This is a genomic window from Paenibacillus polysaccharolyticus (assembly GCF_023714295.1).
GTDB lineage: Bacteria > Bacillota > Bacilli > Paenibacillales > Paenibacillaceae > Paenibacillus > Paenibacillus polysaccharolyticus_A.
In genome coordinates, this window is record NZ_JAMAUN010000016.1 from 18,638 (window position 1) to 31,840 (window position 13,203).

The following is a 13,203-nucleotide window of genomic DNA, read 5'->3' on the forward strand; positions in this document are numbered from 1 at the left end:
TTATCAGCGGATATGATAAGTCGGTATTTAAGTTCGAGTGGCTAGTTTGAAAAGCAAATATGCAATCGGCAACAAAACATGAATTGGAAACACGCTAACGATCACACCGAAACTTATCTTGCGCTCTGGGCAGTGCTTGAAGTTCTAACGATCCTCAGAAGCGCTATTTGGGAATAAAACCTTCGAAATCCAGCAAAAATTCGTCTTTTAAAGTAAATAAGGTTTCTGGTGATCGTTAGCAAATTGCGAAGTCTAATCTAGGTACACTGAGGTTTGAAAACAGACTATTGTCATCTTCCTGTTCACCTCAAGCCAGGTTCGTTTGCATTCGCTTCGTTGCAGCTCTATTGAGTGCAGCGGTGTAAATTAAAAAATCTCGTTCACCCTTAGGCAAACGAGACTGGTCCGGACTTAGCGCTGGCGTCTGGGAGAACGCTTTGCGAGGCGAAGTGCCCGGCGCAAGAAATCGAGACTGTCCGCGCGTAGCGGACGGTCTGGCCCGTACAGCAGCCGCTCCCAGTCGGCTGCAAAGCGCGCGATGTCCGCGCCGTCCGTGCCTGCGGCCACGGCCGGTGACGCTGCGTATTCCCGCAGCGTCATGCCCAGCGGCCGCGGGCCGTACCGGCGCGCAAGCGCGCGCCAGACCGGAGCGGCAGCCAGCAGCAGCCGCTCGCGGTCCGGGAAGCTGCTGCGCGGCCACGCCAGCAGCAGCCCAAGCCGCAGCGCGGGGCGAAGCCGCAGCGCGCAGGCCCATGCAGCGGCGCACAGCAGCGCCGCTGCCGCAAGTGCCGTCGCGGCCGGCCACGGCGCCGCGACAAGGGCACGTGCTTGCGCGGCAAGCCACGCGCCCGCACGCTCCAGCCCGCTGCCTACACCCGGCAGCGGGACTCCGTCGCCTGGCTGAGCCGAGGCGACCCCCGCGGCGCTGGCATCTGCAGCCTGCGCCACATCAAACCCCGGCGTAGCCTCAAAAGGCACCCAGCCCACGCCGGGAAAATACACCTCTACCCAGGAATGGGCATCTCCCTGGGTAACGACCACACGCCCCGGGTCCTGCGGGTCCGCTTGTCCTGGGGCGTAACCTTTCACCCAGCGTGCCGGTATACCCTCGGCACGGAGCAACACCACCATGGCGGTGGAAAAATGGTTACAATACCCCGCTCGGGTCACAAACAGAAAATCATCCACAAAATCCGTTCCCCGTGGCGGCATTCGGGTATCCAGCGAGTAACGGGCGTTCGCTTTCAGATAACTGCGCACAGCCTGTACAGCATCGTACCGTGTTAAACTGGAACCGATAATCTCCCCGGCAAGTTCCCTTACCCGTTGGGGCAATGTATCAGGAAGCTGTAGCTCTTTTCGACGAATAGAGGCAGGATCGGATGTATTCCCCCCGCCAGCTTGCTTCAGTTCGCTCACGCCAGAGTTCTTCTTCCCTTCTATACTCTCAAGTTGCCGTAACTGCTCTGGCTTCACATTCGGCACCATGACATCTACCGTATAATTCCTTACAAGCTCATTCCGGTCTCTTCCTCCTGCAAGCCACAAAGTGCCCGTATCTTCATTAGACAGCAGTCGCTTGTCATTCTTCTTATTAAGAGTATCACCATCCTGAAAAGACAAACTTACCGGTAATCCTCCCGTAAAAAGCGGATTCGGACCACGCCACTCCCGCTGCATCGTGATGATCTGACGAACACGTTGCCAGTACGGATGGTCCTCCCATCCATCAGAGCGTAGCAGATCTGATGTGTTGACATAACGGAAGCGCTGCTCCGTATCACTCCAAGCACTCCCATTGTAGTAAGAACGGGTTTCCCCGCGCCAATACGTAGCGACAGGTGTTTTTGCTACAAATACAGGTTCATTCCCCTGCACCAGCGGTGCCCCCATAGGCGCATCAACCGTGCTATATCCCGTCACGCTTAGAGAAGCCGGTACACTGCCAGAAGGCGTGTATCCTGCCCATCTAGCCAAACGTTCGACCGTATCCATAACAGAGAGTTGTCCGGCAGGTGACACGATACTCCACCGAGCAGGAAGCGTAGATATCAACACCACACAGACCGCCGTGCCCACAGTTACAACCATCCAATATAGATAAATCTTACTCCGTATCCGATGGGAGCTGTTCTTTTTACGTCGTGCTGCCTTGTTGTGATTGCTTGGATATACACCGTGGGTTTCACTTTGGTTTGCACCTTCGTTTGTACCTTGTTTTGTACCTTGAAGTATACCTTGGATCATGCCTCGGTGTTCACTCACATGTTCAGTTTCGTGATCCTGCCCATTCCGTTCGTGCCCTGTTCCTTCCAAAAGCCGTAACAGATGAAGTATGCCCTGGATGCACAGCAGCCAGCAAACCGAACGAACCACCGAACCATAAGCATTATATCCGACAACACTCTCCAGCAGGATCAGATAAACTAATGTTCCAGCGCCAAACAAGGATATGCTGCGACGAAGCAACACCAAGTACTGTACCGAAGCTAGCAGCATACTCCAGCCGCACAACATAAATAACCCTCTGGTTTCTCTGCTCATCACGCGAAAACGCCCTGTGTCGATCCATTCTCCCAGATCAGCGTTAAGCACCCCAGGATAAGATAAGCCCCATTCTACCGGATGACTACCCCCGTACATCACACACAGTGCAACGTATATCATTGGGATGCGTAAGGCGATACTGGCCATCCAGCCTGAACGTAGCAGGCCAGCGGATAGAAGGATGGCTGAATAGCCAGCCATGACAGTGGCGAATCGCTCACCGCCAACCTGACCCTCAGAAGTCACAGGATATATCCATTCCATGCACAATACGAGCAATCCAAATGTGATAAGCCATTGATATAACACGGGACTCGATAGAGACATCGACGAACATAACGACAGACTCACTTCCGATTGCCGTGCCTGAACTACCTGTCCTGGAAGAACTGCAGAGCCGGGTTGCTGTTTTATTTTACGCCCCCACATCAGCAATCCCTGCCTTTCCGCCACCCAAAGTTCCAACGGCTGTAACAGACTCCTGATAGAACATCTTTACCCCTTTGGATACAAGGCGTTCAGTCCACGCTTGCGAACGCCTCCCTTGCTCGACTGACGAATTCCGCGCCGCCGATACCCCGGAATGTTCCTTCCCTTCACCCGCCGTGCCCCTCATCCGTCCGTTCATGTTAACTTGCCGACTCGCTTTCTTCCCTACAGCCTGATCCGCCTTTGACTGAGAAGACAAATATCCGCTACTTCCAGAGTCCCCATCCATTGTTACGGAATTCCCCGATAGATAGACGCTGGCATGTAGGCCAAGTGCTGCCGCATATTCGAGCCATTCAACCAAACATTCATCCAGTTGTCCGGTGAAGACCATGATACTTGATCCATATGGAAGATGCTCCAGTCCGTCAACGCCAAGCCGCTTTTCGATTGATACCTGCTCCTGATGTAATCTGGCATAAGCAAGTCGCCTTAGCGCATAGTCCATACTGTCCGCATGTTCTCCTCCACTCCTCTGGCTTCCACGAACTGTATGACTGTTACGGTTGGTTTGAGTTCCGTACCCTGCATTTCCTTCTAAAGGCATGTCCAGTTTACTTGCCAGTTCATCTCCACTTAACCAAAGCTGACAAGGACGTTGTGCGTCTATTGCTTCACGTAACCCACTCGCCGCACCCATTACTGCTCGTTCGAACACTTCCTGATCACGTTCTTCTGCCCCGAACCTCTCGTATCCTGAGCTCTCTTCGTATAACATAATTGCGAGCGAGGTACTTTGCGGCATGTCAGGAATCAGCGTATGCAACTTTCCGCTTCTCGCTGAGCTCTTCCAATGAATTCGGTTAAACGAATCCCCCGGTTGATATTCACGAATTTCTGTTCCAGGAACACCTTGCAACGGATGTAGCACTCCCATGCCTTCGCCATGATCTGTCCAAGCTTCCGGCCAGATTGATGTTCCAGCATTCCCGGTTCCCGGTACAACAACAAGAGGCTCCTCACCTTTAATTACGGTGTGGACTCTGTTCCAACCAAAAACATCCCCCCAGTACACTCGCCCTTCCTCCCAGGCATGGACTCCTCGGGTAAGACCTGTGATCTCATAATGATAAGACCATCGTCTTTTCAAGCCTGGAAATAGCAACTTGCGATGTATACCCCCAGGAGTCTTATCACATACCACGAGCCATAATAGTGGAAGCGGACACCTTATCTGTAACTCAACCCGAACACGGATGCTTTCTCCTGCTGTGATCTGTCCTTGTCGTAAATGTCTGTGTATATCGACATGACGGGGGCCAATCACTCGCAGGAGTATTCCATATATGAGAACAAGCACCGATATCGCTACTAAAAACAACGCCGATTTTCCGCCATGCCAGAAATAGAGCCCTCCCAAAAGTAGAGCTATCAGCACTTGAACTATATTTCCGCGAAACCCGCTCATGCGCGTCGTCCCCTTCCCTGCCCACTCATCTGTACGGGCACAGGCACAGACGACAACACTTCACGGATGACTTGCTCTTGCACTGCGCTTCCGTCCGCTCTGTTCATTGATTTCAACTGAATTCGGTGGGCGAGAACCGGTACAGCGAGGGATTGCACATCATCTGGCACAACGTAACTGCGACCTTGTAAGTAGGCATATGCCTGCACAGCCGTCATCCAGGCCAGCGTTCCCCGGGGACTGATGCCGAGTCTTACGGCGTCATGACTTCTCGTAGCCACAGCGACAGCGACAAGATATTGCTTGATCACGGCATCCACATGTACCTGCCTTACTTCACGTTGCATGGCCACCACTTCTTCAGCCAGCATAATCGGACGCATGTTCTCTAACATATCCTGGCTACGCTCACGAGAAAGCAGTTCTACCTCCTGCTCCGGCTCAGGATATCCCAGTGTAATCCGCATCATGAAGCGATCCAACTGCGCTTCCGGCAAACGATAGGTGCCTTCAAACTGCAATGGGTTCTGTGTTGCAAGCAGCAGAAACGGCTTCGGCAATACGTGAGTTGTGCCGTCTACGGTCACACTGCGTTCCTCCATGGCTTCCAATAACGAAGACTGTGTACGGGGAGATGCCCGATTAATCTCATCCGCAAGCACGATATTGTTCATCAGCGGCCCGGGCCTGAAGCTAAACTCTCCTGTAGAAGCGTGATATATAGATACACCCGTCACATCGGCTGGCATGACATCCGACGTACATTGAATACGCCCCATCGCACAGCTTAAGGATGAAGCCACGGTGCGAATCAGCATCGTTTTTCCCGTACCCGGTACATCCTCCAACAGAACATGGCCTTCACTAAGCATAGCTGCAATGATGTATTGAATTTCCTGTTTCTTGCCTATGACCACATCAGCAATTCGTTTCCTGAGCCTGTTTAACAGTTCGGTAGCATGATCATGCTCTATTCTGGTCACCTGAACCACACTCTCCTTCCTTGCCTATGAATCGTGATTATCATAATCTATGATTCATTGTTGCCCGGAAGTAGAGAGAATAGTCAGCTGAACTGTTGTTTCTTTCAAATTATGCTATAAAAATGCCTGTGCTCCATAGACGTCCAGGGCGGCTCCACGGTGATTACCCACTCACTGTCCTTGGATTGGACCGTGTACTGCTTCGCTCCAAGTTGCTCTATCAAATCACCCGCTGACACCCAGATCGTACCGTCGCGGCTCTCCATCACAGCTTGAACCGTTCGGCCCTCCTGATCATGCAATCGTTTGGACGTCAATGTTCCCAGCGCCGGATTAACTTGCACTATGCGATCTTTCCACCATGTGGTTGCCGTACCTGACGTTTGATCCCAGCTTATACTTCCTTCCAGCTTGTTCATATAACTACGCAAGGGAACCATTATTGTCCGGTCTTTGAAGCGATATTCTTCCGGCTTGAGTTCAACGGTCATATATCCCAAATGAATTTTGAGCGGTTTTGCTGTGATCCATTGCTCTGCATTTGTGCTTACATGTTTGGCAATCCAGCTTGCGGAAGGAGACTCGCGATATTTATATTTTGCCGCAGGTTTGACCTGGAATTGCACAGGTTTGTCCGAAGCTTGCATCACTTCGAAACGATACCCCTCCTGTTTGTAGTATCGAATAATCTCCGGCAATGCTTTGACGGTCTCGGCATGTGCACCCCCATCATGCATGAGCACAACAGCAGATGACATTCCTGCAGGCACATCTGTTGCTTGAGCGACAATGTCCCGAGCCGGCACATTTCTCCGCTTGGAATCACCGCTGTCTACGTTCCAGTCCATGACAGCGTATCCTCCCTTTTTCAACAGATCAAAATAGGTATGGTCAAAATGTCCGTATGTTCCACCAGGTGCTCTGACAAGTGCAGGGCGAAAGCCTACAGTGTTGTTAATGATATCTTCCGTGCGCTTAATCTGTTGCCAGAACGTTTCAAATTCACGGTATAACTCGGTATACTCATGGTTATATGTATGATTGCCGATGGCATGTCCTTCACTCGCGATTTGTTTGATCATTCCTGGCATGCGTTCCGCATGCTCTCCCAGCACATAAAAAGTAGCCGGAACATCCTCATCGCGTAAAATATTCAATACCTCGGACGTATGTTTGCCTGGGCCATCGTCAAAGCTCAAGTAGACAACCTTGTCTGATGTGTTGCCTTTCCCCGCTGCTGCGGCGGAAGGCATGTTAGCTCCAAACATACCTGTTAGCAGTAATGTAGCGAGTGTGAACCATATTGATATACGCTTCCACACACGTACTCTCCCACAGGAATGGGTAAAAGTCTGCTGCTCAATAAGCTGCCCATTTCGTTGCATCAATTGGTGAGATCCCTGCGTCATCTGTAAATCAACCTCCAACACTCTATTGAATTTGCTGATAGACTTCAGCAGATTTGTTAGAATTATATGGAGGCAGATCGCAAAAAAGACATCATTTTATCTATTATTTTGCAACAAATAACCTTGGCTTCGATATGGGATCATTGATTCTTAATCAGCAATTCGGTAGCATTAGGAAATAACGAACATGAAACGGGCAACCATCTACTTCTAAAGCCTGATTCATATGACACCATCAGGAGTGTGAATCTATTGGAATTACTTGAGAAGGTCCAGCAGCTATTTGGGTCTTACGGATACAGTGTATTGTTCTTCGGCCTGCTACTGGAGTTTATTGCACTTCCCTTCCCAGGCGAAACGACGATGGCATATGCGGGTTATTTGTCCTACAGAGGTCAGCTTGATTTTGGTACACTTGTCGTCTTAGCGTTTCTCGGGACAACGATTGGCATGACTATTACGTATTTCATCGGAGCCAAAGCCGGTCTACCTTTTATTGTGAAGTATGGAAGATGGTTTTTACTTAAACCGGACAAGCTGGACAAAACGCAAAAATGGTTTGCTAAGTATGGATACGGTCTGATTTTTATCGGATATTTCATTCCCGGTGTTCGTCATTTCACAGGGTATTTCTCTGGTGTTGCTGCAATTCCGTTTCGCAAATTCGCCCTATATGCTTACTCTGGAGCCTTGTTCTGGGTTGTGTTATTCCTTGGGATCGGTAAGGTGTTCGGTCCTAGCTGGAGCGCTGTATTCACACTCGCCCATCAATATACAGCATACATTCTTGCCCTAGTTGCATTGCTTGTGATTGCTGGCATCGTCTATCGTTACCGCAACGCCTTGTTCGCTCGTTCCCGTCACAAGCAATCCCCTGCTCGTCAGCGTCAAAAACAAAATGCGGACTAATGATGAGTCCATTTCCCCTTTATAAATATAGAAGCCGTGAACATACGGCTTCTTTTTGTTTGCTTTTATTGGGATATGAAGACCAAATATCCTTTCATTCATATTTTTTTCATAAACTAAAACACTCCCGGTCATACTACTTGCAAATAAAGGATGTTTGAGGGGGAGAAATGGATGGCTACAGATACTCAAATTGCACACGAAACGCATGCCATTCATCCGAATCTGGCTGATAATATTGCTTATTGCAAAAAGATGATGGGAAATAGCAATGACTTGATGATTCGTCCATTACAAAGCCTGCACAAATGGCCTTCGATGCTGTTATACATTGATGGGCTCGTCGATACGCAGTTGATCAATCAGGCTGTCCTGCAACCCTTGATGCAAGAGCGCAACCTGCCTGATTTCTCAGCGGACAATGAACACCTGAGTTACCTTCAGAACGATGTTCTTACCGCTAGCGAAGTACTGTTCATTGATGACATGGATGATGTATTGAAAGCGATGCTGGCCGGTGAAGCCATTCTGCTGCTGGATGGCTCTACTCGGGGACTCAAAATCGGCGCTGCCGGTTGGGAAGACCGTCCTGTAGGTGAACCCGTTTCCCAGACCGTTGTGCGTGGTCCAATGGAAGGTTTTACGGAAAACTTGCGTACGAATACCGCACTGATTCGCAAGCGGATTCGTGATCCGCAACTCTGGATTGAGGAGCGGGAGATTGGACGTGTAACCAAAACCCGAGTGGCTGTCGTATATCTGGAACATACCGTCAATGAAGATGTCGTTGATGAGCTTCGCAGACGATTGGGTGAGATTGATATCGACAGTATTCTGGAGAGCGGGTACATCGAAGAACTTATTCAGGACAAAACCACGACAATCTTTCCGACAGTTTACAATAGCGAACGTCCAGATACTGTTTCTGCAGCACTGCTCGAAGGACGTGTTGCAATCATTATAGATGGTACACCCTTTGTACTGCTTGTGCCTGCATTATTCATGCACTTCTTTCAATCTCCTGAAGATTATTATCAGCGTGCCGACATCAGCTCTCTTGTTCGCTTGTTGCGATATTTGTCGTTTCTGATCGCCATGCTAGCTCCATCCTTTTATATCGCTATTTCGACATTTCATCAGGAGATGTTACCAACTACCTTGTTGATCAGTCTGGCTGCACAACGGGAAGGTGTCCCCTTTCCAGCTTTTATTGAAGCCGTTCTGATGGAACTGACCTACGAAATTTTGCGAGAAGCAGGCATTCGAATTCCGAGAACGGTCGGACAGGCCGTATCCATCGTAGGCACACTTGTTATCGGGCAGGCCGCGGTAGAGGCAGGCGTTGTGTCTGCAGCGATGGTTATTATTGTTTCTATCACTGCCATTTCCAGCTATGTCATTCCGGAGAACGGATTATCTATTTCGGTTCGTATTTTGCGTTTTATTCTGATGATAGCAGCGGCAGCGTTTGGTTTCTATGGCATTCTGATTCTGCTGCTCATTACGCTGACTCACCTTTGCAGCTTGCGCTCTTTTGGGATCTCTTACATGTCTCCTTTTGCGCCCTTCATTCAGAATGATCTGAAAGATACGCTGTTCCGTGTTCCCTGGTCACATATGAGAACTCGCCCATTATCAAACGGCACTTCAAACGTAACAAGGCAGAAACGTAAAAAAATCAAGCGGTAATGAAGGCAGGAGAAAAGGTTATGATGAAATGTTTACGTATCATGCTATCCCTCATCGTTATACTGCCGTTACTAAGCGGGTGTTGGGATCGCCAGGAGCTGAATCAGCTCGGGATTATGCTGGGTCTGGGTGTAGATCGAGACGGTGACCAGATCAGGGTTAGTGCACAGGTTGTTGTGCCTCGTGAAGTCGCCAAAGGTCAAGGCGGCAATGGAACACCCGTTACCCAATATCAAGCCAGCGCTCGTACACTGCTGGAGGCTATTCAGAAGCTTACCCAGACAAGCCCTCGTGCCATTTTTATGGCTCATATCCGGGTGTTGGTTTTCGGAGAAGAATTTGCACGTAAAAACGGTATATATGATGTGATCGAAGCTCTTTTGAGAGAGCCTGACGTGCGTCCGGACTATTATGTAATGATAGCTCGTAAAACAACGGCCTCTAACATTTTGAACGTACTCACACCACTAGAAAATCTTCCGTCAGAAAAGCTGTTCAATGCACTCGATATTTCTGCTAAAAGCTGGGCTCCAACGACAACCGTGACCAGTGACAAGCTGATGCAGTATATTCTCACACCCAGCATGTCCCCTGTTATTACTGGTATTGAGCTTATTGGAGATCAAGAGACAAGCGGTGAGACCAAAAATGTCCAGAGTATCGAACCTCCGGCTACTCTTCAATTCGCTGGTCTCAGCGTGTTCCAGAAAGACAAACTGATCGGTTGGCTGAATCAGGATGACTCTAAAGGCTACAACTATATTCGTGACAACGTGAAAACAACGATTGGCCCCACCCAATGTCCAAAAGGGGGTTATGTCACACTAAAAACATTGCGTACCTCCACGGATCACAAAGTCAAAATGGTGCGGGGCGAACCTCAAATCAGTCTGAAAGTGAACACGGTCTCTGTCATTGGTTCCGTAGATTGTGAGATGGAGATCGGTTCAATGGAGGCCATTCAGCAATTGGAACAACTGGCACAGGATCGGATTATCGAACTGATGAAAGGTACGGTGAGTCTCGTTCGCAGTAAATATAAAGTGGACATCTTCGGTTTTGGACAAGACATCTATCACAAGTACCCCAAAATTTACAAAAGAGAAGAAAAGAACTGGGACAAGTACTTTCAAAATTTAGACGTCACATATGAAGCAAACGTACAGATCCGTCGTATAGGGACGTTGGATAATTCATTTAATAAAAAAGCCAAGGAGTGAGCACTCTTGCTGCTAACGATTGCAGTTGTCATTGTCGGGTGCCTGATGGGGGTGATTGATCTACCCAAGTTATGGAGAAAGAAGGAATGGAAAGAAGTCACCGTCTATTCCTGTTTACTGCTGACAAGCATCTTTTTTGGTATTGTCGCGGTGAATCTATGGGAGTTTCCTAGCCCGCTATACATTATCATCTGGATTTACAAACCCGTGAATCAATTACTGGCCTATATTACAGGGAGTTAGCCAAAAGGGAGTTGACAACATGCTGGAACAAGGTCGCCTTGGCATTAGACAATTATGTATCTTGACCATTTTGATCATTGCCGGTGACATGATGATGATCTACCCCTCGGTTATCGCAACCTTTTCGGGGCAAAATGCTTGGCTTTATGCTTTTATCGGTGTTCCTCTTGGCATGGGGTTGATGTATCTTTTCGTCAAACTTGCAGACACGTATCCCAATGAAAATTTGATAGGCGTATTTCGCAAAATCCTTGGATTTTGGCCAGGTACGGTGTTAGCCCTGTTCTACCTGATGTATTTTATTTTTAGCTCTGCAGCACAATCACGGGTCGTTGGTGATTTCATGACCAGTCAGATTTTTTTGTATACCCCCATTCGGGCTGTACTTCTGATTTTTCTCATTCCCATCGGTTGGGCACTGTATAACGGACTAGAAAGCATTGGACGAAGCAGTGAAATTCTCGTGCCCATCATTACTACTTTTATGTTTGTTTTAGTGGTCTTTTTGTTGCCCGAGGTACAATTAAACCAACTTGTACCCTTTACGGACACCACCTTCAGCCAGTTTACGCATGGGATTGTGATCGGTTTTATCTATCCGGTTGGTGAAGCCCTTCCCATTCTGATGATCCTCCCCTATGCAAATCAACAAGCCCATCGTACTCGTGATCTTATGATATCTGCCGGATTTGGCAATCTGCTCATGGCTATTCTGGTGACGATCTCCATGCTGGTTATGGGACTTTTTCTTACACAGCACACGATCTTTGGTTCATTTGTATTATCCCAAAAAATCAATATAGCCAACTTCTTTCAACGAATTGAAGTGCTCATGGCCTCGTCCTGGCTGATATCCACCTATTTTAAATCCACCGTTTATCTGTATGCCTTTGTTCTTGGTATCGCTGAACTTTTTCGCCTTAAGAGCTACCATTTTCTCATTCTGCCATCCGTACTGATCGTATATGCGCTATCTAACCTTTTGACACCCAATATCGTTTTTTTTAACACAACGGTCATTCCCTATTGGCTGGAGTGGGATTTAACGGTGAGTCTGATCTTACCTGTCCTGCTGTTAATCATTCATCAAATCAAGTCCAAATTATCATTTAATAAAGGCAGAACTTAAAGATAATCGAAGGAGGGTACAGATCATGCTCATCAAAGAGAGACTTACCGTGCGGCAATTTGCAGTCCTTGCCTTTATGGGCATGATTGGAGATATGATGCTAATCTACCCGACATTACTTACTTACTCTGGAAGACAAGATGCCTGGATTTGCTCGATCGTCTCCCAAGGTATCGGCATGTCGATCTTATGGCTTTCCTATAAGCTGCATCAAGCTTACCCCGGACTTACACTCATCGAGATCTGTTCCAAAGCACTTGGTAAATGGATAGGTGCAATTTTGGCTGCCGCATATCTGTTTTATTTTCTGATGGGTTCAGCTATATGTATCCGTGAAGTTGGAGATTTTATGACAACTCAGGTTTATCTCCATACCCCCATTCGGGCTATCATTCTTCTTTTTGTTATAACCCTAGGTTGGTCCGCACTGAAAGGATTGGGCACGTTCGGTAAAATGGCAGAGATTCTGGCCCCCTTTGTTATGATCAGTTTGATTATCCTAATGCTTTGTTTGCTTCCCAAAATGGAAGTAGCGAACATCCAGCCTTTCTTTGATACTCCCCTGTTTTCATTTATAAGCGGGAGCGTTCGAGGGGCTACAGCTTCATATGGAGAACTCATTATCATCACCATGATTTACCCCTATATCACTCACGGTGTGCATAAGCGGCGAGACCTATTATTAGCCGCATTACTTGCAGGAATCATGCTAACCCTCATACTCCTTACCTCGCTACTTGTACTTGGGGCTGAACTGACTCAGCATAATATTTATGTATCGTATATTCTTGCACAAAAGATTAACATTGGCGGCTTCGTTCAACGAATCGAAGCCATCTCTTCGACAGCTTGGCTTGTGTCTACCTACTTTAAAACTTCGCTATACACGTTTGGATTCATTCTTGGACTTGCACAACTGTGTCGTCTCAAATCTTACCAGCCGTTAATTCTGCCAACGATGCTCTTATTATTCGGTATGGCTATTGTGATTTCGCCGGATGTCCTCTTCTACACCCTCGGCATCATGTACGCCTGGTTCAATTGGGATTTTACGGTCAGTATTGTCATTCCTGCTTTCCTACTACTGATTCAGCTTATGAAAAATCGATTTAAACAACGTAATAATGCAGGTACTCTTTCGCAGAAATAAACAGGCTACATCTCAATGGGAGTGGTG

General features: G+C 48.1%; 10 protein-coding genes. 6 read left to right on the plus strand and 4 right to left on the minus strand.

From position 1 onward, the window contains the following. Window positions 1-411 precede the first annotated feature (411 nt). The 4 genes from M3629_RS26015 to M3629_RS26030 form a co-directional block, all read right to left on the minus strand. Window positions 412-3,012: a DUF4129 domain-containing transglutaminase family protein gene (locus M3629_RS26015; protein ID WP_251511493.1), complete on the minus strand. Its 2,601-nt coding sequence runs from the start codon at window positions 3,010-3,012 to the stop codon at window positions 412-414. Further along, window positions 2,963-4,051, minus strand: coding sequence for a DUF58 domain-containing protein (locus M3629_RS26020; protein WP_251511495.1), 1,089 nt, complete (start codon window positions 4,049-4,051; stop codon window positions 2,963-2,965). The genes M3629_RS26015 and M3629_RS26020 overlap by 50 nt, the downstream gene beginning before the upstream one ends. 389 nt (window positions 4,052-4,440) lie before the next feature. Continuing rightward, window positions 4,441-5,427, minus strand: coding sequence for an AAA family ATPase (locus tag M3629_RS26025; RefSeq protein WP_353056780.1), 987 nt, complete (start codon window positions 5,425-5,427; stop codon window positions 4,441-4,443). 104 nt (window positions 5,428-5,531) lie between these two features. After that, complete coding sequence (locus tag M3629_RS26030) at window positions 5,532-6,836, minus strand: polysaccharide deacetylase (protein ID WP_251511498.1); 1,305 nt, start codon at window positions 6,834-6,836, stop codon at window positions 5,532-5,534. Between the two features lie 252 nt (window positions 6,837-7,088). On the opposite strand from M3629_RS26030, the gene M3629_RS26035 reads away from it, so the two are divergent. The 6 genes from M3629_RS26035 (at window position 7,089) to M3629_RS26060 (ending at window position 13,176) form a co-directional block, all read left to right on the plus strand. Further along, entirely contained in the window at window positions 7,089-7,745 is a 657-nt protein-coding gene (locus tag M3629_RS26035) for a DedA family protein (RefSeq protein WP_251511501.1), read from the plus strand. Window positions 7,746-7,919: 174 nt separating this feature from the next. Further along, window positions 7,920-9,434: a spore germination protein gene (locus M3629_RS26040; protein WP_251511504.1), complete on the plus strand. Its 1,515-nt coding sequence runs from the start codon at window positions 7,920-7,922 to the stop codon at window positions 9,432-9,434. A 20-nt stretch (window positions 9,435-9,454) separates the two neighbouring features. Beyond that, window positions 9,455-10,654, plus strand: coding sequence for a Ger(x)C family spore germination protein (locus M3629_RS26045; protein WP_154960369.1), 1,200 nt, complete (start codon window positions 9,455-9,457; stop codon window positions 10,652-10,654). A 6-nt stretch (window positions 10,655-10,660) separates the two neighbouring features. Next, entirely contained in the window at window positions 10,661-10,897 is a 237-nt protein-coding gene (locus M3629_RS26050; protein ID WP_154960370.1) for a hypothetical protein, read from the plus strand. Window positions 10,898-10,916: 19 nt separating this feature from the next. After that, window positions 10,917-12,026, plus strand: coding sequence for a GerAB/ArcD/ProY family transporter (locus tag M3629_RS26055; RefSeq protein WP_251511507.1), 1,110 nt, complete (start codon window positions 10,917-10,919; stop codon window positions 12,024-12,026). 25 nt (window positions 12,027-12,051) lie between these two features. Beyond that, window positions 12,052-13,176, plus strand: coding sequence for a GerAB/ArcD/ProY family transporter (locus M3629_RS26060; protein WP_251511510.1), 1,125 nt, complete (start codon window positions 12,052-12,054; stop codon window positions 13,174-13,176). The last annotated feature ends 27 nt before the right edge of the window (window positions 13,177-13,203 follow it).

Bases quoted from the DNA above. Each gene is read 5' to 3' on its own strand.
- M3629_RS26040 (WP_251511504.1), top strand. From the start codon at position 7,920: ATGGCTACAGATACTCAAATTGCACACGAAACGCATGCCATTCATCCG.
- M3629_RS26060 (WP_251511510.1), top strand. From the start codon at position 12,052: ATGCTCATCAAAGAGAGACTTACCGTGCGGCAATTTGCAGTCCTTGCC.
- M3629_RS26030 (WP_251511498.1), bottom strand. From the start codon at position 6,836: ATGACGCAGGGATCTCACCAATTGATGCAACGAAATGGGCAGCTTATT.
- M3629_RS26055 (WP_251511507.1), top strand. From the start codon at position 10,917: ATGCTGGAACAAGGTCGCCTTGGCATTAGACAATTATGTATCTTGACC.
- M3629_RS26045 (WP_154960369.1), top strand. From the start codon at position 9,455: ATGATGAAATGTTTACGTATCATGCTATCCCTCATCGTTATACTGCCG.